The 25,598-nt window shown below is 69.0% G+C and carries 21 protein-coding genes and 2 pseudogenes; 9 read left to right on the forward strand and 14 right to left on the reverse strand.

Annotated elements, in window-relative coordinates:
- The first annotated feature begins 55 nt into the window (after positions 1 to 55).
- Positions 56 to 823, forward strand: coding sequence for a TioE family transcriptional regulator (locus tag ACFPP6_RS33050; RefSeq protein ID WP_382050153.1), 768 nt, complete (start codon positions 56 to 58; stop codon positions 821 to 823).
- A gap of 114 nt (positions 824 to 937) precedes the next feature.
- Here ACFPP6_RS33050 and ACFPP6_RS33055 read toward each other — a convergent pair whose 3' ends face one another.
- On the reverse strand, positions 938 to 1,357 hold the full coding sequence (locus tag ACFPP6_RS33055) for a VOC family protein (protein WP_382050205.1): 420 nt from the start codon (positions 1,355 to 1,357) through the stop codon (positions 938 to 940).
- A 194-nt stretch (positions 1,358 to 1,551) separates the two neighbouring features.
- On the opposite strand from ACFPP6_RS33055, the gene ACFPP6_RS33060 reads away from it, so the two are divergent.
- Both ACFPP6_RS33060 and ACFPP6_RS33065 read left to right on the forward strand, forming a co-directional pair.
- Entirely contained in the window at positions 1,552 to 2,550 is a 999-nt protein-coding gene (locus tag ACFPP6_RS33060; RefSeq protein ID WP_382050155.1) for a glycerophosphodiester phosphodiesterase family protein, read from the forward strand.
- Positions 2,551 to 2,673: 123 nt separating this feature from the next.
- On the forward strand, positions 2,674 to 3,168 hold the full coding sequence (locus tag ACFPP6_RS33065) for a hypothetical protein (protein WP_382050157.1): 495 nt from the start codon (positions 2,674 to 2,676) through the stop codon (positions 3,166 to 3,168).
- A 54-nt stretch (positions 3,169 to 3,222) separates the two neighbouring features.
- On the opposite strand, the gene ACFPP6_RS33070 is transcribed toward ACFPP6_RS33065, so the two are convergent.
- Positions 3,223 to 3,903: a TetR/AcrR family transcriptional regulator gene (locus ACFPP6_RS33070; protein WP_382050159.1), complete on the reverse strand. Its 681-nt coding sequence runs from the start codon at positions 3,901 to 3,903 to the stop codon at positions 3,223 to 3,225.
- A gap of 101 nt (positions 3,904 to 4,004) precedes the next feature.
- Between ACFPP6_RS33070 and ACFPP6_RS33075 the strand changes: the two genes are divergently transcribed.
- Both ACFPP6_RS33075 and ACFPP6_RS33080 read left to right on the forward strand, forming a co-directional pair.
- Positions 4,005 to 5,114, forward strand: a complete 1,110-nt coding sequence (locus tag ACFPP6_RS33075; RefSeq protein WP_382050161.1) for an FAD-dependent oxidoreductase — start codon at positions 4,005 to 4,007, stop codon at positions 5,112 to 5,114.
- A gap of 371 nt (positions 5,115 to 5,485) precedes the next feature.
- On the forward strand, positions 5,486 to 6,040 hold the full coding sequence (locus ACFPP6_RS33080) for a hypothetical protein (RefSeq protein WP_382050163.1): 555 nt from the start codon (positions 5,486 to 5,488) through the stop codon (positions 6,038 to 6,040).
- A 251-nt stretch (positions 6,041 to 6,291) separates the two neighbouring features.
- On the opposite strand, the gene ACFPP6_RS33085 is transcribed toward ACFPP6_RS33080, so the two are convergent.
- The 3 genes from ACFPP6_RS33085 to ACFPP6_RS33095 form a co-directional block, all read right to left on the reverse strand.
- Positions 6,292 to 6,534, reverse strand: a complete 243-nt coding sequence (locus ACFPP6_RS33085) for a hypothetical protein (protein WP_382050165.1) — start codon at positions 6,532 to 6,534, stop codon at positions 6,292 to 6,294.
- A 55-nt stretch (positions 6,535 to 6,589) separates the two neighbouring features.
- On the reverse strand, positions 6,590 to 7,048 hold the full coding sequence (locus ACFPP6_RS33090) for a cupin domain-containing protein (RefSeq protein WP_382050168.1): 459 nt from the start codon (positions 7,046 to 7,048) through the stop codon (positions 6,590 to 6,592).
- 299 nt (positions 7,049 to 7,347) lie between these two features.
- Complete coding sequence (locus ACFPP6_RS33095) at positions 7,348 to 8,358, reverse strand: DUF2278 family protein (RefSeq protein WP_382050170.1); 1,011 nt, start codon at positions 8,356 to 8,358, stop codon at positions 7,348 to 7,350.
- 264 nt (positions 8,359 to 8,622) lie between these two features.
- On the opposite strand from ACFPP6_RS33095, the gene ACFPP6_RS33100 reads away from it, so the two are divergent.
- Positions 8,623 to 9,054, forward strand: a complete 432-nt coding sequence (locus tag ACFPP6_RS33100; RefSeq protein WP_382050172.1) for a GNAT family N-acetyltransferase — start codon at positions 8,623 to 8,625, stop codon at positions 9,052 to 9,054.
- 111 nt (positions 9,055 to 9,165) lie between these two features.
- Here ACFPP6_RS33100 and ACFPP6_RS33105 read toward each other — a convergent pair whose 3' ends face one another.
- Both ACFPP6_RS33105 and ACFPP6_RS33110 read right to left on the reverse strand, forming a co-directional pair.
- A complete protein-coding gene (locus tag ACFPP6_RS33105) occupies positions 9,166 to 10,005 on the reverse strand; it encodes a DUF5995 family protein (RefSeq protein WP_382050174.1) in 840 nt (279 codons plus the stop codon).
- The gene (locus ACFPP6_RS33110; protein WP_382050177.1) at positions 10,002 to 10,367 is read right to left on the reverse strand and encodes a hypothetical protein; all 366 of its coding nucleotides are present in this window, start codon (positions 10,365 to 10,367) and stop codon (positions 10,002 to 10,004) included. Before ACFPP6_RS33110 ends, ACFPP6_RS33105 begins: the two co-directional genes overlap by 4 nt.
- 492 nt (positions 10,368 to 10,859) lie before the next feature.
- On the opposite strand from ACFPP6_RS33110, the gene ACFPP6_RS33115 reads away from it, so the two are divergent.
- Positions 10,860 to 11,813, forward strand: coding sequence for a NucA/NucB deoxyribonuclease domain-containing protein (locus ACFPP6_RS33115; protein WP_382050179.1), 954 nt, complete (start codon positions 10,860 to 10,862; stop codon positions 11,811 to 11,813).
- A gap of 172 nt (positions 11,814 to 11,985) precedes the next feature.
- On the opposite strand, the gene ACFPP6_RS33120 is transcribed toward ACFPP6_RS33115, so the two are convergent.
- From ACFPP6_RS33120 to ACFPP6_RS33130, 3 genes are all read right to left on the reverse strand, one after another.
- Positions 11,986 to 15,126: an amino acid adenylation domain-containing protein gene (locus tag ACFPP6_RS33120; protein WP_382050181.1), complete on the reverse strand. Its 3,141-nt coding sequence runs from the start codon at positions 15,124 to 15,126 to the stop codon at positions 11,986 to 11,988.
- A gap of 247 nt (positions 15,127 to 15,373) precedes the next feature.
- Positions 15,374 to 17,149, reverse strand: a complete 1,776-nt coding sequence (locus tag ACFPP6_RS33125; protein ID WP_382050183.1) for an MFS transporter — start codon at positions 17,147 to 17,149, stop codon at positions 15,374 to 15,376.
- A gap of 472 nt (positions 17,150 to 17,621) precedes the next feature.
- The gene (locus ACFPP6_RS33130; RefSeq protein ID WP_382050185.1) at positions 17,622 to 19,148 is read right to left on the reverse strand and encodes an MFS transporter; all 1,527 of its coding nucleotides are present in this window, start codon (positions 19,146 to 19,148) and stop codon (positions 17,622 to 17,624) included.
- A 103-nt stretch (positions 19,149 to 19,251) separates the two neighbouring features.
- Here ACFPP6_RS33130 and ACFPP6_RS33135 point away from each other — a divergent pair, with 103 nt between their 5' ends.
- A complete protein-coding gene (locus ACFPP6_RS33135; RefSeq protein WP_382050187.1) occupies positions 19,252 to 20,151 on the forward strand; it encodes a helix-turn-helix transcriptional regulator in 900 nt (299 codons plus the stop codon).
- A gap of 660 nt (positions 20,152 to 20,811) precedes the next feature.
- Positions 20,812 to 21,174: a peptidoglycan-binding domain-containing protein gene (locus tag ACFPP6_RS33140; RefSeq protein WP_382050189.1), complete on the forward strand. Its 363-nt coding sequence runs from the start codon at positions 20,812 to 20,814 to the stop codon at positions 21,172 to 21,174.
- 229 nt (positions 21,175 to 21,403) lie between these two features.
- Here ACFPP6_RS33140 and ACFPP6_RS33145 read toward each other — a convergent pair whose 3' ends face one another.
- From ACFPP6_RS33145 to ACFPP6_RS33160, 4 genes and pseudogenes are all read right to left on the reverse strand, one after another.
- A complete protein-coding gene (locus ACFPP6_RS33145; protein ID WP_382050191.1) occupies positions 21,404 to 21,820 on the reverse strand; it encodes a hypothetical protein in 417 nt (138 codons plus the stop codon).
- Between the two features lie 439 nt (positions 21,821 to 22,259).
- Positions 22,260 to 22,718, reverse strand: a pseudogene (locus tag ACFPP6_RS33150) (TetR/AcrR family transcriptional regulator); the annotation flags it as partial.
- A 1,247-nt stretch (positions 22,719 to 23,965) separates the two neighbouring features.
- Positions 23,966 to 25,006, reverse strand: a complete 1,041-nt coding sequence (locus ACFPP6_RS33155; RefSeq protein ID WP_382050193.1) for a vWA domain-containing protein — start codon at positions 25,004 to 25,006, stop codon at positions 23,966 to 23,968.
- 149 nt (positions 25,007 to 25,155) lie between these two features.
- A pseudogene (locus ACFPP6_RS33160) lies at positions 25,156 to 25,413 on the reverse strand (type 2 periplasmic-binding domain-containing protein); the annotation flags it as partial.
- Between the last annotated feature and the right edge of the window lie 185 nt (positions 25,414 to 25,598).

A 25,598-nucleotide genomic window follows, 5' to 3' on the forward strand; every position in this document is an offset into this window, starting at 1 on the left:
TTCAACGGTATCGTTGAACCTTCGGTTGAAACTTTTGCGCGATATCGTCAGCCACATGGGGCAAAACCTTCAAAGCGGTGAACGGCTCAGGCCGGTTGATCTGGCACGCGGGCACGGTCTGTCCACGCAGGCGATCAGGAACTACGAGGAGGTCGGCATCCTTCCGGCCGCCGGTCGCACGCCCCACGGCTACCGCACCTATACCTCGCTGCACGCGGGGGCCCTGCGCGCGTTCCTTGCCCTGGTCCCCGGCCACGGCCACCGGACGGCGACGTCGATCATGCAAGCGGTGAACCAGGGTGCGGTCGATGAGGCGTTGTGCCTCATCGACGAGAGCCACGCCCAGCTCCTCGACGACCGGCGGACCCTCCAGGCCGTGGAGAGCGCCCTCCGAGACCTGGAGCCCACCACGGCACCCGAGCCCGCAGCGGGGCCCGATTTCGCTGCGGGGTCCGAGTCGGCCGCGGCGTCCGGGCCCGGCGGCACGTTCATCGGGCCGCTGGCAGGGAATCTCGGAATCCGGCCCGCGACGCTGCGCAAATGGGAGCGCGCCGGGCTGGTGCGCCCGCGCCGCGACCAGCGGACCGGATACCGCGTCTACGACGAGGCCGACGTACGAGACGCCCGGCTTGCCCATCAGCTCAGGCGGGGCGGCTACTTGCTGGAGCAGATCGCCCCACTGATCGCCCAGGTACGGGCGGCCGGCGGGCTGGAGCCGCTGGAGGCCGCACTGTGCGCCTGGCGCGGCCGGCTGTCCGCCCGCGGACGGGCGATGCTGACCGGTGCCGCAGAGCTGGACACGTACCTCCGCGAGCGCGGATGAGACGTCGGCCGCCGGCCGAAGAGACCGAGAGTCACCAGGGATTCCGCGTGATCGTGGTGCCGCACGCGAACTGCACCACCAGTCGACTCGCGAAGGTCCCGCGTTCGCGGCCCCTCAGTCGAGACAGAACTCGTTGCCCTCGATGTCCTGCATCACGAGGCACGACTCGTTGTTGCCATCGGCACGCAGCAGTCGCACGCGTACCGCGCCGAGCGCGATCAGTCGTGCGCATTCGGCCTCAAGCGCGGCCAGGCGCTCTTCCCCCACGAGCCCGGTGCCGACCCGCACGTCAAGATGCAGCCGATTCTTGACGACCTTGCCTTCCGGAACGCGCTGGAAATACAGTCGCGGGCCCACACCCGAGGGACCAATGCATGCGAACGCCGAACCCTGACGCTCGGGCGGTAGCGAGCGATCGAAATCGCCCCAAGTAGCAAACCCCTCCGGCGGCGGCGGTACGACGTGCCCCAATACCTCGCACCGGAAACGAGCGACGCGCTCAGGCTCTCCCCAGTGCGGCCCGGAGCGTTCCAGGCGGGCGTTCCAGGCCGCTCACTCCTCCGCTGGTCAGAGCTCACTTTCGCGTTCCAGCGTCCCAAAGTTTCCGCCCTTCGTGGCGGCCGGCAGCCATGACCCCGCAAGCTCGGGTGGTCCAGGCACCACGTCCGAAGACCTGGTGCGGACGGAGAGATTCGGGATGTGCCGGGTGACGGCACCGACATGGAGGAGTGCCTTTCTTGACCATTCACCTTCGACAGGGCACCGGCCCGCGGATGGTGCCGGCACTGATGGCGGCGCTGTGCGGGATCATCGGTGGCACCGCGCTCGGTACGAGCCCGGCGGCAGCAGCCGATCAGCGTCACGCGATCTACGCCATCGCGCACCGGGTCGACACCCTGGACGGCGTGGACGCCGCGCTCAACCACGGTGCCAACGCCATCGAGATCGACGTCTGTGCCTGGTGGAACCCGAACGAATGGCGCGCCTACCACGACTGTTCCTCGGCCGGTGACAACAGGCGGGGCCCCAGCTTCGACAGCATGATCGACCGCATCGTCTCCAACGCCGAAGCAGGGCGCCGACTGGGACTGGTCTGGCTGGACATCAAGGACCCGAACTACTGCGGAGAACAGCAGAACCGTGGATGCAGCGTCGCCGGACTGCGCGACAAGGCGCAGAGGCTGACGGCTGCCGGGATCCAGGTGCTCTACGGCTTCTACGAGTACCACGGCGGCAGCAACCCGGACATCGGCGGCCGGGGCTGGAAGAGCCTGGAAGGCAAGCTCGGCAGCCTGGAGGGCATCACGACGACCGGGACCCGCGACCAGGTCCGCAACGCCTTCAACCGGTCCGGTTCCGGATTCCCGGCCGGGCGCCGGGTGATGGACTACGGCGATGGCAATATCCCCAATGGGTTCGGCAATTGCACGGAACCCACCTACAACACGTGCGCGGAACTGAAGAAGGGCGCCGAGGACCGTGCCGCCGGACAACTCGCGGCCACGCTGTCCTGGACGACCACCTACAACGACCCGTGGTACGTCGACAAACTGCTGGGCGACGCGCGCGTGGACGGCATCATCGCGGGCTACGGCAACTTCACCGGAGAGCACGAGTACGACAACGGCTGGCAGTGCGCCAACGCCATCAACCTCATCCGTGACTGGGTGAACCGCCACAGCACCACCCACCGAATGGCCACCAGCGGCGACCGCCTGTTCAGGTGACGGACAGCCCCAGCCGGGCCGGCGCCCGCCGCCCCCTTGGTGCGTCCACGCTCGTCGGCGCGGAAACCCATGCCGCCGTCGCGTTTGTCTAGGGGGGCGGTGATCGCGTGCATACTGCTGGGCATGATGTCCCAGTTCACCGCCCGTATACATCTGCTGGTCACCTTCGTGCTGGTGACGTGCGCGGCGGTGGGCGGAGCCTGCTTCGGTCTTCTCGTAGGCGGCCGGCCGGCGGCAGTGGTCGCCGCGACGGCGGCCGGCCTGGGTGCGGGGATCGGGTCGTTCCTGGCCCGCCGTCAGGTAGCGTCCTTCTTCCGAACCGAGGCCGTGCCGGCCGACGGGTACGCGGAGGGGATTGCCGACGCGGTCCTGGTGAGCATCGCGACCTACCAGGCGGCAGTCTTCCCGCTCACCCTTGACGGGGTGAGCGAGGAGGAACGCGACGCCCGCCGCACTTTGGCCTACCGGGTCTGCGCCTACGACGGCCTGCCCCTGCGGGTGCGGGTTGCGGCGGCCGGAGCGTTGGAGGCCATCGACCGCGGCCTGGACGTCGAGCAGGCCACGGTCGCGGTGAAGGACCTGACTCTCACGGTCTACGCACACCGCGCCGCCCGCTGACCTCAGCACCCCGTGCGGGAGATGGTCCAGAGGCCGGGCCATCGCCTCAACGCGTCACCTTGAGATGCGGGCTTCGATGCCGTCGAGCAGGAAGTCGAGGCCGATCCGGAAGGTGCGGTCGGCGTCCAGGTGGGCGGCATCGCGCACCACCGTGGCGAGCGTGGGGAACCGGCCGGTGGCGAAGGTCCGCTCCAGATAGGGCCCGAGTGAGGCCTGCCAACGCTTCTCGTCCATCCCGGTGGCCCGCTCGGCACGCCGCTCGGCGATCTCCCGACGCACCGCGCCGATCACGTACGAGTCGACCGCGGTGACCACCGGCATGATGGCGTCGACGTCGACGCCGCCCAGCGCGGCCACCACGGCCTCCCCCCTGGCCAGCGCGTGCGGCCCGAGCTGCGGTCGCCCACCGAGCAGATCGGCGAGCCATTCGTGCTCGTGAGCGGCCTGCCGGGTGGTTTCGGCAAGAGACCGCAGCACCTCCCGCCAGCCGTCTCCGACCGGCCGGATCTCGGCATGGACCGCGTCGACCATCAGGTCGAGCAACTCCTCCTTGCCGGCGATGTAGCTGTACAGCCGCATCGGCCCGACGCCCAGCGCGGCGGCGACCTTGCGCAGCGACACCGCCTCCAGGCCGTCCGCGTCGGCCAACCGGATCGCCGCTCGCACGATCCGCTCTCGGCTCAGCGGGGCCGGCACGGGTCGATTCGGTGGCTCCGGCCTCTCCCACACCAACATGCCGCTAACAATACACCGCATCGGGCGATACAGTGTATTGGTCAGTACGGCGTATGTCGGTATGGCGTATGTCGGTACGGCGTATCGAAGGGGAGGCAACCATGACCATCGCCATCGTCGGAGCCGGCCTCGGCGGCCTGGCTCTCGCCCGCGTGCTGCACGTGAACGGCATCGACGCCTTCGTGTACGAACGCGAACCGTCACGCGGCGCGCGCGGTCAGGGCGGCATGCTCGACATCCACTCGGGGCAGCAGGCGCTGCGCGAGGCCGGTCTGATCGACGAGTTCTACGCGATTGCCCGTGGTGAGGGCCAGGACATGCGGCTTCTCGAGCCGGACGGCACCCTGCTGCTACAGGAGGACACGCCCGAGGGTGCCCCGCTTGAGCGACCCGAGGTCGACCGCGCCGATCTGCGCAACCTGCTGCTGGATTCCCTCCCCGAGGACGTGGTGCGCTGGGGGCACGCGTTCGCATACGCCGACCACGACCTGCTGCACTTCGCCGACGGCAGCAGCGCGACGTATGACCTGCTGGTCGGCGCTGACGGCGCGAACTCCCGGGTCCGCGCACTGCTCACCGACGCTCGACCAGTGCACATTGGTCAAAACGTCGTCGAGCTCTGCATTTCCGACATCGACCGCACCTACCCCGACCTCGCGGCGATGGTCGGGCGCGGCAACTACTGGGCGCTCGGCAACGGACAATCCCTGGCGGCGCAACGCAACGGCGACGGCCGCGTACGCATCGGCCTCAACTTCTACAACACCGCCGAGGACTGGTTCGCCACCAGCGGGATCCCGTTCGACGACCCGGCCGCCGCCCGGATGCGGCTGATCGACCTGTTCGCCGGCTGGGACCCACGGTTCACCGCCCTGATCGCCGCCTGCGACGACACGATCGTGCCACGGTCGATCACCGCCCTCCCGGTCGGCCTGACCTGGCCATCGGCACCAGATGTCACGCTGCTCGGCGATGCCGCGCACCTGATGCCGCCGGTGGGGGAGGGGGCCAACATGGCGCTGCTCGACGGCGCACTGCTCGGCCTCGCGCTGGCCGCGCACCCGGACGACTTTCCCGCCGCCGTCAAAGAATACGAACGCGAAATGTTCGAACGCACCAGCGCCGCTGGCCGGCAGTCCGCGCACGTTCAGGAAATCCTGACGTCGCCGGACGCCAGCCAGAAATTGCTTGCATTCTTCCAACCCGGCTGACCGAACCCCTGCAGCTGCAGCCTCTCGCCGACCCTGGCATCAGCACGGCACCCTGCCGGGAACGGACCGGGAATGCGGATCGGCGCGGTGGGCGGCCCGCTGCCCGCCTCCTGGAGCGTGACCACCTCGTGAGGCATCGTCACGCGTCCTGACCGTGGGCGAGTGGAGCGGTCAGGGCAGGCAGGCGGGGCATGTGGTCCGGTACGGGCTGGTCCAGGCCTGCTGTGCTACTGCCCGGCGGGCCGCCCGCGCCACCACACGGGGACCGGAACCGGCGGAGCCGTGCCGGAACGGTGGCCGGTTCGGCCTGTGCCGCCCGGAATAGGCGTGCTGTACCTTCTGAGCGTCCCGCCGGGCCGGGAGGCTGAGAAATGACCGAGCGTCATGCCGCGTCGGAGAACCCCTTCTCGTGGCGCAAGCCTGCTCCGCTCGGCTGGCCGGTCGCCTCCGACGAGATGCTCACGATCGCGGCACCGCTTCTGGCCGGCGCGAGCATCACCCTGCTGGGAGTGGTGATCGAGCAACGCGACGTGTTCCGCTGGGCGGACCCCCTGCTGCTCGCGCTCGTCCTTACGGTGATCTTCATGATCGTGGCGATGGTGTGGGGGGTCAGCGCCCGCGGTCACCTGTACTCCCGCAACGATCTCCAGGACTGGTGGGGCCCGTTGGACATGCTCCCTCCGGAACTGAACGAAGAACTGGTCAGGGAGCAGCAGAGCCAGTTCGCGAGGTGGCTCAAAGGAATACGTCTCGCGATGCGCTGCTTCAACCTGGGGCTCGTACTCCTGGCAGTGAGCGGCATCCTGGCGCTGGTACCGCCGGACCGTGAGGCCACGCCCGTATGGCGCTGGACCGCTGCCGGAGCCGTGGCCGCCACCGTTGTGGGTATAGGTGTCGCCAGGGCATGGCCGGGGGGCCGGAGATGACGCCCCCGGTTCTTCGGCAGCGGCCCGGCCCGGCCCGGCTCGACTCGACACAGCAGCAAGGAGAACAGTGATGCCAAGCGCGCCTTCCCGGCAGTGCCCTCTGTGCGGCGCCGCTCACGGTGAAAGGTCGGACCACTATCCCGGCTGCCCCCTGAAGGAGAAGGGGATCCCGTTCGCGGAGGCGGTCAAGATGACGCGGGAGGAAGCCGAGGAACTGCTGAACCAGTAGCTGCCGACGCGGTTTGACCGCCTCAGCGCTGCGGACGGCCGGCGTGGGGGCTGCCCGTGCTGCCGCAGGCCTCCTTCACCACCCCGGCGTACTGGCTGGCGACCGGCACCATGGTGAGGTCCTGCCGGCACACTGTGGACTGGACGCCGGTCGAGAGCTTCTGTACGGGAGCGAGGGGATCGTCGGCGCCGGCGGCGTGGGCGGGTGCGGCGGTCATGCCGAGCATGACCGCACTGAGAGCACTGAGAGCAATGAACAGCTTCATGCCTCAGTTATCGATTCACCGGGCCTGAGGTTGCGCATCGATGCTCCCTACGGGCTCAGCGGAGCCGATCGCACTGGGCGAGGTCCGTTTCCGCCAGAGGCTTCCCCTCCGGAGTCATGTACGTAGCCCAGAGAACCAGGGGAGCGGATCCCTCGTTGCGCCCCTCGTGGACGTATCCCGTGCCTTCGGTGATGGAATCGCCCGTGCGGTACACATGGACCCCACTCGGGTACACGGGGGCGTAGTGGGTGAGCGTGCCGGATTTGACGACGCCGACCAGCTGGCCGTGATGGCAGTGCTTCCCGGTGGAACCGGCCGGCGGAATCGTGACTTCACGGAAGTTGACCTGTACGGGGCCCGAGACAGCCACTTTCACCGGACCGGTCTGCGCCCCTTGCGCCACCTCCTTGATACTGGGCGCTGGACTGGAGGCATCCGAGGGGAGGCAGAATCCTGCCGTCGCCACGAGGAACACTGAGGCGACGATCGCCCGCCGCCTGCGGGAGAGTGCCATAGCCGGACTCCTTGTCACCTTCGCGCTTTCGCGTTCACAGTAGTGTCGGTCAGCTGCGGGAAGGCCTGAAAGGCCTCAAAGGAACGGTCCTCGTGCACATGGATGATGCTGCCGGAGGAAACCGGGAAAGTGACGTAGCCGGGTGAGCCGGTGAGCACAGCACCCCGATTCAGGCTGCCTCGACGAACGGCTGGCTGAAACCGTGGGAGGAGTCGATGACCCAGCCGTCGTACGGATGCCGAAAGCGCTCTTCCAAGGGGGCCTGGCCGGCAGGCAGCCCCGCACCGGATCGGAGGTGCTCAGAACACCACGGACCAGCCCTCGCGCCCGGCCTGGTCCGCCGTGTACGAGACGCCGTGTACCTTGCTGCCGTCGGCGTCCAGGAGGGATATCTCCCCGCCGCGATTGCCGAGCTGGGCGCCGTTGGCGAGCGGGACGAGCAGGCAGGCGCCCGGGGCAAGGGGGCCCGGGGGTACGGTGCCGCCGTGGCCTAGCCGGTCGACGACGCGCCATCCGGTCAGGTCGACAGGGCCGGGCGAGGCGTTGATGAGGGTGACGTTCTCCTGCTCCGGTGCCGGACCGCGGGGGTTGACGAGGGCCGCCACGATCCGTACCGGTTGGCTGTCCGGCTCGGGGCGGGTGCCGCCGCCTGGGGGGAGTGCGTGGCCGGTGACGTCATCTGTCTTCCACTGCTGGCTCTGGAAGGCGAGGAACACGGCGACCCAGCGGGACCGGCCCGGGAAGTGGATCAGCAACCCGCCGTCCTGCCATACCCCGTCGCTCCGCCGGAACTTGGGGCTGTTGCCCTGGTTCATGTGGATGTCGTGGACGCCATTGCCCGGCAGGAACCCGAAGACCTTGTCCTTGACCTTCTGCTCGGGGCCCCAGCGCTCGCCGAAGGCGTACAGTCTGGCCGTGGGGTCCTCGACCGCGTCCCGCACGTAGTGGTCGAGGATGTCGGCGAGGTCGTTGTCGGGTCCGTCGATGTCGGGCGGGAGGGTCCGCATCTTCGACGGGTCGAAGAGGTTTCCGCGGACGAAGTCGAGATTGGGTCCGCCGGGCCCCGGCGGCAGGCTGTTCCAGCCGCCGGCGAGGCCTGTGAGGCGGTCGGTGACAGGATGCCGGAAGTCCTCGTGGACGAGGTAGAGCAGCTCGGACGGCTGCTCCTGCGACTGTACGTTCACCGCGATGCGGTAGTGCGTCCCGTGATCGTCTGTGAGATGGATCTGATAGTGCGGCGTGTCGGCGGCACCCTCTCGGCGGGCGTCGACTGCGCGTGCGATGAGCACGCCGTATGTCTTCAGTGGCATGACGACCAACTCCCCCGTGGGGCGGTCGCGTCGCTCGCCCCGTGGGGGAATGGTAATGGGCCCATCGCTCCTGTCACCTGCCTGCTCGGTGATTTCTGCGTGCGGAAATACGGAATGGGCCCTTGCGCTTGTCGAGCGTGAATGGGCGGTCGGTGCGATGCAATCCTCGACCGGCCGGCGGGCGGCGTTCATGACGGACCAGAGGTTGTCCAGTGCGATCAGGCCGTGGGGGCAGCCCATCGCACACCCTGTAGCGTGTAACACATGAATAACTCATGTGACCCTTACGAGTTGCGTGCGGGCGTGCCCTCCGTCGAGGTCTTCCGCCGCCTGCGCACGGATGCCGGTCTCTCCGACAAAACCCCCGAGGCCGTCGCACTCGCCCTGCCCAACACGTGGCACGGCGTGGTCCTCCACCACGAGGGCGAGCCCATCGGCATGGGGCGAATCATCGGCGACGGTGGTACTGCGTTCCAGATCGTCGACATATGCGTGCACCCTGCGCACCAGGGCCGCGGCCTCGGCAGGCTCATCATGGCCGCGCTCACCGAGGAACTGGAGCGCCGGGCGCCCGCCACCGCCTACGTCTCTCTGATCGCGGACGGCCCCGCACGCTTCCTCTACGAGAAGTTCGGCTTCGCAGATACCGCCGCGCACGACTCGATCGGCATGTACCGCATGATGGGCGAGAACTGAGTGATCCACCGGCGGCTCCGACCGGGAGCGGCAGGCTCCGGCACGCGGGGCCGCGCAGTGTGATCGTAGCGAAGGTGCCCGGTGCCGCCGGCGGCCGGAGCCCGTGTCGCATCAGTCGAGGGCCGTGCCCGGTAGGGGCCATTGCCTGCGGGAAGGGATCAGCAGGCGCAGGAGGCGGGTGCCGCAGCGCAGCTTCCAGTCGTCCGGGTACCGGATGCGCGCGATGAGAGCGGCTGTGGACCTGCTGATGGAGCCCGTCGCCTCGGCGGCCGATGCCGGGTCCAGGAGCCGGTCGCAGTTGAACCAGGCGAGGCCCCGGACGACGCGGATGCCGTAGTTCGTCAGGAGCTCGTCGTCGCGGGTGAACAGCCGGTCCAGGGAGCGCAGACCGCGGCAGTACCGGTCGGCCAGGTCGTCCTGCACCTCGTCGATGCACTTCGCGAGCAGCTCATTCATCCGGTGGAAGTCGCCGATGTGTTCGTGGTTGCTCCGTTGGGCGTTCAGGGACCGCAAGGCGAGGGGCAGGTCGTAGGACATGTGCGCCATCATGGAAAAGAGCACGTCCTCGAGGACGTAGGACCGCCGGGCGGTGGAGGCGGCGTATACGTCGCGCCATGGCCGCGGAACGGTCTCCGGCAGATCCGCCGGGTCGACGACAGTGTCCCGGCGCGGTGGCCGGCTCATGAGCCAGGCGTCGATGGCCGCTATCGCCGTGAAGTAGGCGGAGGCGAGGGAGACGGACAGGTCGGCGACCCAGTGCGGCTCCCGGAACGAGAGCGCGTTCGTACGCAGGCTCGCGGCCAGGCTGGAGGTGAGCCGGTAGTAGGTGTAGGCGAACACCGCACGGGGGTCGCGTGTTTCGTCGTACCGCCTCACATGGTCCGCGAGGCCGCGGACGACGTCTGCGACCTTCTCGGCGGGGGAGGAGCTGGAGGAGCCCATGGCCGTCATGGGCGGTCTCCGGTGGTGCTGCCGGCTGCAGGGACCCGGGCAGCCTTCTCCGTGGCCTTCGCCCAGTCGCACACCAGCTCCCCGGCGAGTGCGCCCCGGTCGGCCTTCGAGATCCTGACCGTGTTGTCGGCCTCTCCGAAAGCTCCCTCGCACGGCTTGGCCACGATGGCGGAGTCCAGCCGGGACGCGCCGGTGAGCCACTGGGTCACGCCCATGGCGATGACCAGCAACCGGTTCTTCGCACCGATCCCCCGGGCGCGCAGGAAACGCCGCCACGAGGTGACGCGGAAGGTGAACGTCCCTCGCCAGACTCCCGTCCCCACCTCGAAGTAGTAGACGTGACTGGGTGCTGTGGTTGTCACGCTGTGCAGCGTAATGCCGTGGCTCCTGCTCACCGGGGAAGGCCGGACCCGTGTTGCCCCAGGTGCTTCCTGCGGGCGGAGCGGACCTGATCTGATCGGATCGGACGGTCGGGCATGCGGAACCCACCGGCATCCGCGACGGGAGAAGAGCCCCCGCCTCACCCCGTAGCTGCAAGGGTTGGGTCGGAATTCGCCATACCGAGCGGCGGAACCGGCCAGTCGGCACGCTGCTTGATGAGGAGTCGGCCGACCGCTCGTACCGTCGTCTGCCTGCCGCGCCCCCAGGGGCACAAGGCTCTTCGGGGTTGTGCGGCGGACAACGGGGAGGAGTTTGCCATGGGCCCCTCGGTGTGGCGTCACAGACGCCCGGCTCTCACGACAGCCCTCACAGCAGCAACAACACTCGCATTGATCCTGCCGACCGCCGCCATTGCGGAGGCCGGAACCCCAGCCCCGGTGGACCGGGGCGTGGTCGGGGCGGGAGCGGTCAGCGTGACCGTAGGCGCACCGGCCGCCGACACGCCTCTGGCGATGGAGGACGCGGACGCGGCGGCTGCCGCCGCCGACCCGAACGAGCCGAAGCCGGTGAGCTGCAGGGAGGGGTCCGCGAAACTCAACCGCACCTCGCACTGCTACCGGAACACCTTTCCGGTCGAGCTGACGAACGATGCGACGGGGAAGGTCGAAGGGCGAGCCCGTATACACGTCCACGTGAAGGTGAAGCTCGACCCGCGCAACCGCCACAAGTGGCAGCACAACGTCACACTGAAGATCACGGATCCCCGGGGGCCCATGGCGCTGGCGATCCAGGGCAGCGTGGGCCTGAGGTGCGGGGCCTGTACCTCCAGCCGCCAGTGGCCGCAGCCCTTGCCGCCGAACATCTCGAAGACGTTCGCGATGACGGTCTCGTCACCGCACGACGTGACCATCGTGGACAAGATGCTGACGTTCGTCGCTCTGACGGCGCCCAACGCCACCAACGTGCCTGCGCACTCCGTGGGCCCTGAGCTGAACGTCCGCTGCGACAACACGCGATGGGTCAGCCCGCAGACGAAGGGCGGCTGCGTGTACCCGGACTTCAAGCCGACGTATTTCGTCTCGCGCAGCCACAGCGTGTACGGACCGGTCGCGAAGCACATCACGGAGGCGCAGCGCCGCTTGAACCAGGCGTGGGGGTTGCAGGGCCGGGGACCGGCGCTCAAGGTCACGAGGGACGGTACGCTCAACGACCTCAACCGCAGGGCGGCCTGCGGGAGGAGCCCGGCGGCCAGCTGCGACGAGTACCCCTTCGCGTCGACCTATGAAGGGGCGCACCGCAACAAGGACTTCTCGACGAAGACGGTTCCCCTGACCTCCAACACCAACGAGGGCAACTACCGGCAGCGCTGGTACAACCGTAACCGGCTCCTGGAGAGCGACGCCTTCTGGGTCCAGCCGACACGCTGAGACGAAACGGGCCGACGGCTGCCCGCACTCATCAACCGGCTGCCTGGGACGACGAAGAGCAGCTTGTCGGTGCTGTCCCGCCCTGCCCGCCAGGTCAGTTACCGGGAAGGTCAGTGACCGGGAAGGGCAGTGGCCGGGCTGGGCAGGTCAGGGTGGTTGTGTGATGCCAGGGTCAGCCGAGCGCTTCGCGGGTCAGGGCTGCCACCTGTCCCAGGGTCGGCTCGCCCGCGATCCGGGTCAGTTGTGCCACAAATGCCTTTTCCTGTTCCGGGGCCAGCAACTCTTGGCAGACGGTCCCGGCCATGGCGAGCAGCGAGAGCGAATCCCCGCCGAAGCGGTGGAAGTCGGCCTGGGCGTCCAGCCGGGAGCGTTCCACCCCGAGGGTGCGTGCCCAGATGTCCGCCACTGCTTCCTCGACCGGATCCGTCGGCTCCGTCGCCTCGGCCCCGTGCCTGTCCGCTCTGTCCGCACCGTCCGCTTTGCCGTCGAACGGGTCCGGCAGTGCCTTCGTGTCCACCTTGCCGCTCACTGTGTAGGGCAGTTGCGGCACCACCATGGTGGCGGCCGGGACCATGTAGGAGGGCAGCAGTTCGGCCAGGTGCCCGGTCAGCTCCGCTTCCGTCACGGGGGAGGCGGTCAGCACGTAGCCGTACAGGGCTTTGCCCGGGTGGCCGGGCCTGGTCCTGGCTACCACGACGGCCCGTTCCACTGCGGGGTGCTGCTCCAGCGCCCGGGCCACCTCGGCGGGTTCCACCCGGTGCCCGCGTACTTTGACCTGGTCGTCGATGCGTCCCACGTACTCGATCTCGCCCGACGGCAGGATCCGGGCGAGGTCGCCGGTGCGGTAGACGCGGCTTCCGTCGGCGAGGTGGACGAACCGCTCCCGGTCGAGATCGGGGCGGCCCAGGTAGCCGCGGGCGAGCTGCGCCCCGCCCAGGTACATCTCGCCGGTTTCGCCGGGGGCGACGAACCGGCGCTCGGAGTCCAGCAGGAATACGGTCGTGTTGTCCGCGGGGAGCCCGATCGGCACCACGGCGCCCGCGCCGTCCGCTTCGGGGTCGAAGATGTGGGCGGTGCACCCGATGGTGGCCTCGGTCGGGCCGTAGAGGTTGACGATGCGGCAGTCCGGCCCGAACATCTCCTGGGCCCGTGCGGCCACTTCCACCCGCAGCTGCTCGCCGACCACGACCACCGTCCGGTATCCGGTGGGCGACAGGTCGAGCCGTCCGATCAGGTCGAGGTGGGCCGGGGTGAGGTTCAGCGTGTTGGCGCCCGAGTGCTGCAACAGCTCGCGCAGCGAGAGGTGGTTGGGGTCGTCCGGCATCAGGACCACGCGACCGCCGGCCAGCAGTGGCAGGAAGACCGACGTACCCGAGACGTCGAAGGACGGTGAGGTGAGCAGGGGCATCCGGGTGTCCGTGTCCACGTCGAACGCGCGGGTCGCCCAGTGGACGTAGTTGAGCAGGTTCCGGTGCTCGAGCTGCACACCCTTCGGTCGGCCGGTGGAGCCCGAGGTGTAGATGACGTAGGCCAGGTCCTCGGGACTGACGGAGGCGTCCTCGTGGGGCTCGGGAGCGGGAGCGGGAGTGGGGGCGGACACGGACACGGACACGGACGACGGGGCGCTGACCGCGAGGTCGTCCAGAAGCAGCGCCTTGCGGCCCGATCGGACGCATTCGCGCTCGTCGTAGGGTCGTTCCACCAGGCAGAAGGTGACGTCGGCGTCGTCCAGCAGGTCGGTGAGGCGGGCGTCCGGGTGCCGGACGTCCAGCGGCAGGTAGCACGCCCCGGCCCGGAGCACACCCCACAGCCCGGCCAGTGCGGCCACGGTGCGGCCCGCCAGCAGTCCCACCACGCTGCCGGGACCCACACCTTGACGGCGTAGCTCGGCGGCGACCGAATCCGCGCGAACGCTCAACTCCCGGTAATTTACGTCGCCTTCGGGCCCGCTGACCGCGACGCGGTCCGGCGTGCGCTCGACCTGAGCACGGAAGAGTTCTACGACCGAGCGGTCGGAGGGCAGCGGGCGTTCGGTGCGGTTGCCCTCCCACTGCCGGTACTCACCAGGGGACAGGGCCTCCTCGATGGTGTCCAGCACGGCGTCCGCGCGCTCCGCCATGCCGGGGCCGTCATGCCAGGCCACGGTCAGCTCCGTGTGCCCGCCGGTCTCCACCAGGTTGACCTCCAGAGGGCTGCCGGGGCTGGTGGTGCCCAGCGTGTAGACAGTACAGGCGTGGAACTCCCCGGCACAGTAGTCGGCCAGGTCGACGCTGCCCATGTGGGAGAGGTAGGCCAGGCTGTTGTAGCGGTTCTTCCGGGTCGTGAAGTGATCGATCCCGGTGTTGACGGCCCGCAACAGAGGCAGTGGCATGCGCAGCGTCGACTTGGCGAACGGCGGGGCCAGTTCGGCGTTCTCGGCCAGTGCGGTGAGTATCCGCTGGTGCACCTCCTGCCAGGTGTCGCCGGCGCTGACGTCCAGCCGCAGCGCGCGGACGAGCGAGGCGGTGGAACGCGGTTCCGGGAGGTGGCGGCGCAGGTCCACCGGTACGAAGAACCGTCCGCTCCCGGAGCCGTAGGTGTGGGCCAGCACCGCGGCGATCCTGGCCGTCGCCGCCGGGTGGCGGCCGTCCACGGTGCGGCGGCGCCAGAGCAGGCCGGGTGAGGCCGCCGGGCGGCGGCCGAGCAGCGACGGCCACTCCATCTTGGGGGTGGGCAGGGCCGGCGGCAGGCCGCCGGGCCGGGTGATCCGCTCGATCAGCTCCTCGTCGTTGAGCCGGGACGGCGCGCCGAGCGGATCCTCGCCGCGCAGCACCCGGAACACGTCCGCGGCCCAGAGCAGCAGGCCGCGCCCGTCGGTGACGCCGTGGAAGGCGCGGAACACCACGGTGGAAGGCGTTCCGGGTATCAGCACCACCTCGCAGGTGGCACCGGAGCCGTCCAGCGTGCGCTGCAGGTACGGCGCGCCGAGGCGGTCGCGGTCGCCGGGCGTACGGCCGCGCTCGGTAGGCGTACCGGCAACCACTGTGACGGTGGGAGGCGTTCCGCTGTCCACCCAGCGGCGCCCCCGGCGTATCAGCCGCATCCCGGGCGATGCCGCGGCGGCGACGGCCACCGCCCTGGCGAGAGCTTCGGCCGACAGGTCGCCGTCGCCCTCCACTACGTGGACCACGCAGTGCCCCGGTCTCATGCCCAGGAACACCCACTCCATGGGGGACACGGCGCGGGTGTAGGGCTGGGAGCCGGCGGGAGCGGTGGTGTGAGCGGTGACGTCGAGCGGCCCGGATGCGGAGCCGCTGTTGCGTTGATTTCTCAAGATTGATCGCAATCGTTGTGGCGTTACATCGACTCTCGCCGTGTGAGTCGGCCGGCCTTCCGGCGGACTCTCCACCCGGCGAGTTCCGCACCGGTGGTGTGGTGCGGCCGGGATTTCGGCGCGGTTCACCGCGCATGGTGCGGGGTGGGCAGCGGGCAGGGCCCTGCCGCGGAATACCCCTGGTTCTTCGGCTGACCTCTGTGGCCCCCTGATCGGGGATACCGTCCATCCGAGCCGGCGCGAGCCGTCAGCTCCGGCCGCTGCTCCGGCCCTGCGTGGGCGCGACCGCCAGGACGATGGCCTCCGCGGGCCCGGTCCCCGGCCCGGTGCCGCTGCCGGCACCGGCGGCGTCCGTGGCCGGCGTGTCGTTCGGCGCGGCGTCAGTGGCTGGGACGTCGGATGAACAAGCGTCGGCAGACGGAGAGTCGGCGACGCCCTGGGCGTCGGCTTCAGCCCGATCCGGCTTCGCCTCCGGGGTCGGGGTCGGGGGCGGCGGCAGGGGCAGGGTGCTTGCCGGGAGGTGACGCATCAGGCGGCCCCCCAGCAGCGCCGCGCCGACCATGAAGACCAGGCCGACCAGTGCCGCCAGGTGCATCCCGTCCGCGAACGCCGCCCGGGAGGCGGCGGACAGTTCGTTCCGGGCCAGGTCCGGCAGCCGTGCTGCCACGGCGACCGCGCCGCCGAGCGTGTCACGCGCGGCGTCCGCCGCCTGCCTCGACAGTCCGGACGGCATCGAGTCGGTCAATTGCGAGCGGTAGACCGCCGCGCCGACCGCGCCGAGCACGGCGATCCCCAGCGAACTGCCCAGCTCGGTGGCGGTCTCCGAGGTCGCGGCGGCAGCACCGGCCCGCTCGGCCGGAGCGGCCGAGATCGCCAGGTCGGCGGTGAGCGTCATGGTCCCGACCGTGCCCGCGCACAGCACACCGGCCGCGGTCAGCACCAGCGCCACCGGCGAGTCGGGCCCCACAAGGGTCATCAGCCCGAAGCCGAGCGCACCCACCAGCAGTCCTCCGGCCATCTGATGGGCGGGGCGGACCCTGCCGGAGAGCACCGAGGACAGGCCGACCGCTACCCCCACCCCGGCACTCGGCACCAGGGACCAGAGCGAGGCCGCGAGCGGGCTCATGCCCTTGATCAGCTGCAGGTACTGCGAGGTGAACAGGGTGAAACCCATCATGGCGAACATGGCGACCGTGTTGACGGTGAGCGCACCGCTGAAGGTCCTGATCCTGAAGAGGCCCAGGTCGATGAGCGGATGTGCCGCCGTGCGCTGGCGGCGGACGAAGAGGGCACCCAGCACCAGGCCGGCGACCAGGATCAGTGCCGGAGCCGGTCTCCAGCCCTCGATCGCCAGCGTCTTGACGCCGTAGACGACCGGCAGGACCGTCGCCAGCGAGAGCCCGGCGCCCAGCAGGTCGAAGCGGCCGTCGCGGGGGGCGCGGTACTCGGGGAGCAGGAACGGGCCCGCGAGCAGCAGCAACGCCATGACCGGTATGGAGAGCAGGAAGGTCGATCCCCACCAGAAGTGGTTCAGCAGCAGCCCGCCGGCCACCGGCCCCAGCGTGGCACCGGCGGTGCTCGCGGCGGTCCAGGCGGTGATGGCGGTCTGCCGCTGCCTGGGGTCGTGGAACATGTTGCGGATCAGCGCGAGCGTGGAGGGCATCAGGGTGGCACCGGTGATGCCGAGCAGCGCGCGGGCCGCGATCAGCTGCGTGACCCCGTGGGAATACGCGCCCAGCAGGGAGGCCGCGGCGAACCCGGCCGCGCCGCAGAGCAGGAGCCGCCGGCGGCCGATGCGGTCTCCGAAGGCCCCCATCGGGATCAGCAGCCCGGCCAGCAGGAACGAGTAGCTGTCCATGATCCACAGCTGCTGGGTGCCGCTGGGCTCCAGGTCGCTGCTGATGAACGGCACGGCGAAGAACAGCACACCCATGTCCATCGAGAGGACCAGGGTGGGAAGCAGGAGGACGACGAGTCCGGTCCAGGTACGGCGATCGGCGAGGCCGTTTGGGGCGGCGGTCATGGAGGCGACGGTACGTATGTTCAATATGGCTGTATAGGAAGAGAGTCCAACTCCGTTGCGTAGGGCCATCGTTTAGGGGGGATTAGGGGGGACGGTCACGGCTTGGTGCGTTCGTGCGGCTACGCAGAGTTGGCCGACTGGCCGACCACCCGACCGGCCGACCGGCTCCGGGGGAAGCCGCCCCACCCTCGCCTCTGCAGGGGTGGGGCGGAGTGTGTCCACACCGTTGGAGAGAGCCACAGCCACGGGCGAGGTTCGCCTTGCGGGGCGGCGGACGTCGGCATGAAGCAGCGCTGGCGACTGCGACTGGTTGCGACGATGGCCGCCCGTACGCGGCTCCGGCGTCAGGCCATCAGGCCATCAGGCCGTCAGGGAGATGCCCATCTCGGCCGCAACATGGTCGATCAGCCCATTCCCGCACCGCTCACCGAAGCGTCGTCGGCCTCGATGCTGAGCGGGGAGTCGGCATGTGTCATCGAACGCTGCTCTCTTCGATGGTGTCGTGCCCCAGGGGGTCCGGATAGGCGTCGGCGCGGTTGGCGGAGGCCCTCGGCAAGTGCCGCAGGGCGAAGACGCCGAGTGCGGCGTGGAGGATGCCTGCGATGACGGCGGCGCTGTGCAGACCGGTCACGAAGGCCGACTTCGCATCGCCGATGACCGCGGCCGTGAGGCCGGGGACCTCCAATGTTTCGTTGAGGGTACCGGCGACGTCGGGTCCCTGGAGCCGGAAGATCAGGGCAGCCAGCGAGCCGAGGAGCGCGATGCCGAGGGCGTTGCCGATCTCGTTGCTGGTCTCGGCGATTGCCGCCGCGGACCCGGCGCGTTCTGCGGGAACCGCGGCCACGGCGGTATCGGCGACAACGCTGAAGGAGATGCCGTAGCCGAGGCCGGCGATGACGGTGGACGCCACGTACCAGCCGATACCGCTGGAGACGCTGGTGACCAGCAGCAGGAGCAGGCCTGCGGCGACGAGGAAGTGGCAGGTGATGAGTGCTGCCCGTGTGCCGGTACGCGCGACCAGTGCCGGCGTGACGATGCAGGTGACGGTGAGTACAGCCGCGCCCGGGAGCGCGACGAGAGCCGAGTCCAGGACCGTCAGGCCGAGGACGGACTGGAGGTAGATGCCGCCGAGGTAGGCCGTTGCCGACCAGGCGGCCAGAGGCAGAAGCCCGGTGATGGCCGCGATCGTGAACACCCGGTCGCGGAAGAGGCTGAAGTCGATCAGCGGGTGCTCGAGGCGGAGTTGCCGCCGGGCGAACCACCCCAGGGTGACGATGCCGAGGATCCCTGTGACCACCGGGGTCGCAGTCAGCCCCGCCGCGGCGGCGTGCTTGATTGCGTAGACGGTCAGCAAGGTGCCTGCGGCGGACAGCAGGACGCTCAGGGCGTCGATGCGGCCGCTACGCGTGGTACGTACCTCGCGGAGCAGGGCCGGGGCCAGGACCAAGAAGAGCACGACGACGGGGAGATTGATCAGGAAGACCGACCCCCACCAGAAGCTGCTCAGCAGCTCTCCGCCGACGACCGGGCCGATCGCGAAGCCGGCGGCGAAGGTGGCTGCGAAGATACCGATCGCTCTCGCCCGCCGGCGAGGGTCTGTGAACAGTTCGCTGAGCACTGCCAGCGCCGACGGCAGCAGCGTGGCACCGGCCACACCCATGAGCGCCCGGAAGACGATCAGCAGTTCCGGCCCGGGGGCGAAGGCAGCTCCCGTAGAGGCCGCGCCGAACACCGCCGTGCCGGTCATCAGAAGCTTCAGCCGCCCGTACCGGTCGCCGATGTTCCCGAACGCGATGAGCAGGGACCCGACGGCGAATCCGTAGGCATCCAGGATCCACAACGCCTGACCGGCAGTCGGTGACAGCGCCTCGGAGATCTTGGGCATCGCCAGATACAGGACCGAACCGTCCATCGCGACCAGCAGTACGGGGCCGAGTACGACCAGCAGGCCGAGCCACGCCCGCAGACCGGGCGAGTGAGAAAGAGGCTGTGCATTCATGCATCCGACGGTGCGGTGCCGTCCGCCCGGCAACCATCCCCGCGTCATGGGTACACCTCGCAGGGACACCCGGGCGTGGACCGCAGCACCTACGCTCGGAGTCATGGAACTGGAGAGCCTCGGGGCATATCTCAAGACCCGCCGCGACCGGGTCACGCCTGCCGACGTCGGACTGCGCACCTACGGCACCGCCCGCCGGGTACCGGGCCTGCGCCGCGAGGAGCTCGCCCAGCTCGCCGGCGTGAGCGTCGGCTACTACACGCGGCTGGAGCAAGGCCAAGCCGGTACTGCCTCCCAGCAGGTCCTCGATGCGCTCGCCAACGTGCTCCGACTCGATCCATCCGAGACGGCCCACCTGCACAACCTCTCCCGCCAGCCCACCACATCACACCTGGTCCGTCCCCGCCCGGAAAGGCCGCATCAACGGGTGCTCTCGCTCCTGGCATCCCTGGGAGACAGCACGCCGGCCGTCGTGCTCGGCCGCCGCGGCGACGTGCTGGCCTGGAACCGCACCGGACATGCCCTCGTCGCGGAGCACGTCGACTTCGAGGCGCCCCAGGATCCCGTGCGACGGCCGTCCATCCCCCGGATGTTCTTCCTCGACCCCCTCACCCAAGACCTTCACCGGAACTGGGACGAACTCGCCCGGATCCACGTCGCCTACCTGCGGCTCACCGCGGGCCGGTATCCCACCGACGCCCGGCTGGCCGAACTCATCGGCGAACTGGCCATGCGCAGCCGGGACTTCGCCAAGCTGTGGGCCAAGGGCGACGTCGCGGACTGCACCGTCGGCACCATGCACCTGCAGCACCCGACCGTCGGCGACGTCGACATCGACTACCAAGTGTGGCTCCAGCCCGAAAGCCCCGACCACCGGCTGGAGCTCTACACACCCAACGACACCGCCTCGGCCGACGCGCTGCGCCTGTTGTCCAACCAAGTCGCCGATCAACAGAAACCCGAGGCGGCACGTGCCGAGGCAGCCCAGCATCCGGACAGGTAACACCAGAACCTGATGGAGGACGGACGGGTGCCGTGATCGTTACCCCCTCGGGTACGGACACCCACCCGTCGAAGGCCGACGTGAAGCGACGTGAAGCTGAAGGCGGAACCACCGAAGGGCTGTCGGCGACTGTCGGTCGCATTGCGCTTGCGGCGGCATGGCCGGCCGAGTCCAGCAGCTGGGCCGGCGCCACGTCCAGGCCCGCTGCATCATCCACCTCAAGCTCGAACAGCCGGCCCGCGCCGTAGGGATAGTGACGCCGACCTGCAGCCGCCGACGACCCGCGACGGCGAGGCCCTCGCTACTGTCCAGACCGTGCCCGTCCCTCTGGTGGTCCCCACCGGGATCGCTGGCCTGATGGAAGATCGGGAGCGCTTTGCCGAAGAGGCCGGGGAGGACGGTAACCAGCAGGCTGCCTGGGAGCCCGGGGAGTACTGCGCACCCGCCCTATCCGGCTGACGTACCCCTCTGGCCAGGGCGGCGGCCCACCGGGCACATCCCCGGGCGTGCGCCGTCGGTGCCTGGTCAGAACAGCCCCCTAAATGGGTGGCCGCGCCTGCTCGGTGATCCATAGTCTCAAGGCACGTGCCCCAGACCGGGGCACAGGACACCAAAGGGGTGGTTTTCATCATGAGATCAACGCGCAGATTAGCCGCATCCGTGGCCCTCGTTTCCGCGGCACTGGTCGCTGTCACGGCCCTCGATACCACGGCCGCGTCGGCGGAGACGGCACCCAAGGTGCCGATCGAGGGTGTCGCATGCGGCTTCGACAGCACTGTGACACCACCAACCGTCCGTCTCGGCGACGACGGACCCGCGGTCCGGGAGGCCAGATGCCTCCTCGACTTCTGGGGTTACATCGACTTCAGCTGGGACGACAAGACCCACGGCTCGTTCGACACCGACGTGGAGGAAGCGGTCAAGAGCTTCGAGAAGCGCCGCGGTCTGCCCGTCGACGGCATCGTCGGACCCGAGACGTGGGAGGAACTGCGCCACAGCCTCGGCGCGCCTCACCGGCCTTGATGGAGCACGCCATTGGTCCCGGTAGAGCAACCTGCCGGGACCGGCGAGGGATGTCAGGGGCGTCCAGGACGCCTGGGCGCCTGGGACACCGTCTAGTCCGTGACCGGGAGCGTGCAACAGGTCGGTCGTGGTGCCCCACATCGCCGAGCTGCCGGCCCACCGCGCAAAGGGCTGCCTGAGCCCATTCGGGTGAGGCCGGTACTGGCTCAGGTTGCGGGGGAGCCCGACGTCACCCGAATGCGTTCCTGCCGCAATTGCCGTGCGCGGTGCCGAGGATCTGTGAAGCCTGCTTCCCGGTGAGCTCAAGTTCTTGCTTGGTCTTTATGGCCTGGTCGACGAGGGCCTGCCCGTGGGCGACGCAGAGCGCGTTGCCATGAGAGACGAGCACGTCGTCGCTGATGCGGTCCAGCTCCGGGTAGTGCTTCCGGATCGTCTTGAGGTAGAGCTTGGCCGGCAGCCCTGTCAGCCCGCGCGCTTCCGCGGGAGCCGCCGACGGGCTCCCGGACCGGGCGGCCGAGGCGGACGCGGACGCGGCAGTCGGTGTCGCCGAGGCGCTCGACCCACTGTCATCGGACGGACCGCACGCCGAGGCGCCGAAAGCGGCGACCGTAAGACAGACGGCGAGCAGGGGCAGACGCTTGTGCATGAATCTCCTGGTATGCAAGTGAACTGAGAGATTGTCCCCCATTCCCGGTGTGCTCCACGACTGCATTTGCTCGCGGACTGGTGGGCCGGGGCCCCGGCCGCCCCCCGACCGCCTCCACCCGGCCGTCGGCCGGGTGGAGGCGAGCTCGGCAGGGCGTCGACGTCGCGGGTGGAGCAGCGGGACACGGTCACGGTGCCGACCTTGGACGTGCCCTATCGAACGCGTCCGCAGGAGACGGGCTTGATCCACGCGAGGCGCCGCATCCACTCGTAGTCGGCCCTGCGCGAAGCGCGCGGGTTCCGGCATTCCTGGACGGTTTCACCGGAGAATCTGTACGCCGATGCTCGCATCCTGCCGCTTCTACGACGGGTTCTCCGTAGCCTGACCAGCCCCTGTCCCACCTGGAGGAACAGTTTCTCGCACGTTGGGAACGGGAGGTGACCCCCCAGGCCGCCTCGATCATCCGGAAGATCTCGTCCCCCGGCGGCCTGCGGATCGGCCGCCTCACGGGCCGGCGAATAGGCGTCGATCACGAACCTCGCGATCGTCCGGCAGGCCGTTGTGGTTTGCGACAGGCTAGATCGGCGGCAATGGCCGTTGCCAGCGACTCCGCATGGCGCAGCCTCATCGACTCCTCGTACTCCCGCAGGGCAGGTGATGCGTCGATCATGCACCAGATCGGGGCGGCGCTGTCCGCCGTGCAATGTCGCACCAGGGCCTGGATCTCGCGGCTCAGCGAGGGGATGAGCGGCTCGTGTGACGCCTGTGCGGTGGCCGCCTGTGTGAGGCGTTGCTCGAAGTCGTCGTACCCGCGTTCCAGGAAGAGGGTGTCGGCGATCTTCTGGCGGGTCGCGGCCTGATCAGGGGTACAGCCCCTGGCCCGTCCAGCCCGAGTAATTACGCCGGCTCCAGTGGGACGGCCAGAAGGGTTCCGCTCACGAGAGTGGGGTGGTGCCTCGACAATCGGGCGCCCCGGCCGTGGGATCAGGCTCCCGGACAGCCGGGACGTTCGCGTGTGCCTGGTTGAGGGGACATAACTGAGTACGCCGACACCCGGGGCTGTTGCGCCCCGTTGCCGGTGTCGCCTGCGGCCTGGCCTTCCGGTCGGGGCCTAAGATATTGCCTGCGGATCTGTCTGTGCGGCTGAGAAGCCTTGTTCTTGCAGAACTGCAGTGGAGGAGCAGGCCCCGTCTTCGCAGCAGTCTGCAGCCTGCTCCTGGCCACGCTGGCTTTGTCCGCGAAGACGGCCAGGGGACGCCCAGCGCCTCGGGACGCATCAGGACGCACCGGCGGCTTGGACGGCCTGTCAGCTTCGGCAGTGATGGGTGCCATGCTCCCAGGCCCACCAGTCGTTGCCGGAATGCCAGTGCCGTACCCACTCCTCGAAGCCCCAGACGTGGTTGTCGGGCGCCGGGATTGTGCCGACGTCGGCGACCATTCAGACCTGGCCGCGGCATGCGCCCATGGTCACCAGGATCCAGAACGACTGCCCGTCCTCGGATCCGAGAACGATGGCCCCCTGGCGAATACCGCATCGATCCGTGGGCCTTCGGGGTCGATGATCTCGCCGTTCTCCCAGGGCCAGGCTGCCTCCAGAGGGAACAGTTCTCCTGGCTGCCGCGGTCCAAGGCCGGGCCAGTGCTCCGGCAGCCGCCCGAGTGGCCGAAGCATCCGTCTCCAGCAGGGCCGGTGCTGCACCTGTTGCTGATCTCCGCGATGAAGGTTCTGCAGGGCTCCGGAAGCACCACCCCGTTCTCGGCCTCCCACGCACCGACGGCGCTATGGCCGAGCGCAGGCCCACGCCGCTCCGGCGCGAACGCGGAGCGCAGGAAGTCAAGGGTCGCCTCGCTGGGACGCTGGTCATCTGTGGCTGTCATGGGCAAGGTGGGTGTTGACAGGTGAGGCTGACATCCAATCCCTCCCCCCCGGGTGGCCATGGCTCTGCCCATGTAAGCCTCGGACAGAGGCAGGCAGCCGTTCCTCCCGAGATGCTGGACATCTGCTGTCCGGTTCGTGGAATAGCCGCCGCATCTGGCACGACCATCTTGCTGAAGAACGGTGTGCTGAACGCGAAGGGAGCCCCGCTGGTCGGGCCGGCGAGGCACCCCAGGCGCCAGTTCACAGCTTCCAAGATGCCGGTGCACGTCAGTTCATGACGAGCAGCCGGGTCTGGGGTACGAGTTTCCGGTTGACGCTGGTGCTCTGTACGAAGATGGTGAAGTCGTCGTTGTGGTCGGGCTTGATGCGGACTTCGATGTCCGGCAGGCCGAGGAGGGCCCGGGCCTCGGGCCCTGTGTAGACCCGGTCGGTCTTCTTCTCCAGCACCGCGATCTGCTTCTTCGCCTGGATCTTTTCCGTCTTGCTCAGCTGATAGAACGCGCAACCGGTGCGGTAGGTGTGCCCGCTTTCGGTGACCCAGTCCCGGATGGCTGCTTCGCGGGTCACCGGGATCAGCTGGTACTCCGACGGGTTTACCGGGGTGAGACCGGCCGCCTTGATGGTGTCCTTGTTGACTGCCTCTGCGCCCGTGGAGAATACCGCCCGTGTTCCCCGGATTCCCTGGGTGCGGCCTATCATGAATTTCTCGGTGGCCTGCTGGATGACCTGCCCGGCCTCTTCCAGACCCTGGGTGCTCGTGGCGTCCCAGATGGCGATGTTGTCCTTCGGGAAGCCGTACTGCATGGCTTCGCGCTTTCCCATCTGGTCCGGCACGAGAACGGCCAGTGTCCAGTTGTCATCCTGTGTCGCGATCATCTCGGCCACGGCCTGTACCAGTTCACGCGGATCCCTGGCAGGGGCGTCCGGGCAGCGGTGACTTGCGTTTTCCTGTCCGTCGGTCAGGATGAACGTCAGGAAGCTGTGGTCGCCGTACAGCTGAGCTGTCTGCGCCAGCTCCCGCTGCGACTTGAGCGCGGCCGCCAGCAGAGCCGTCATTCCGCTGACCTGGTACAGCTGCTTCAGGGACGGCATCCGCAGCACGTCCTTGTCGTAGATGACACACTCCACCGTGTTTGCGAATACATACACCGTGACGCGGGTTTCCTGGTCCAGTTCCTTCGACCGGCGGGCGAGATAGGCGATCTGCTGGTCGGCGACTTCGACGACCTTGCGGCTCAGGCGTGACATGGACGAACTGGCATCCAGTACGAGAGCAACGTGGTTGATGTAGTTCTGGTTTCCGGACATGACGGCTCCCCCTTTTTTGTCTTCCGACTCGGTGCTCCGATCCTCGCACCCACCACTGACAATCGGTCTCGGGTTCCGGGCGGGATGCAGACCGAGGGGAGGCCTGGCGCGCGACGTGGCGCGGCGATCGCGCCGTGTTCAGGAGCTGCCTACGCTTGGTGGGCCGGGCCGGGCCGGTGGTCGGGTGCGGTGCCGACGTCGAGGAAGGCTTTCAGTACTGGGGAACGTTCCTGGGCAGCGAAGGACAGGACCAGGTCGGACGGGGGCGCGCGGGGGTCACCTCGCAGAACCACGTGCCCTGCCGCGGGGCTGACAGCATCCGGGAGCCCCAGACCTACGCCCGCATCGCAGGCGGCGAGGCCGGTGATCGCGTGTATGCCGGCGGTCGCACCGGCCAGGGCGGGGGAGCGTGGGGGGCGTTACTCGGCTGAGATCGCGAGGGTTGTGGGGCACACGCCGTCGCGTTGTTGTGTGGTGTGGTGGCTGGTTCTGCATGGTGGTGGTGAGGGGGTGTGCAACTTCTTCGGGGTGTGGTGTGTCTGTATGGGCATGGAGACGGCCGTCCCGTGTACGTCCATCAACCGGCACCATG

The organism is Streptomyces aureoversilis, from assembly GCF_042657885.1.
GTDB classification, from domain to species: domain Bacteria; phylum Actinomycetota; class Actinomycetes; order Streptomycetales; family Streptomycetaceae; genus Streptomyces; species Streptomyces aureoversilis.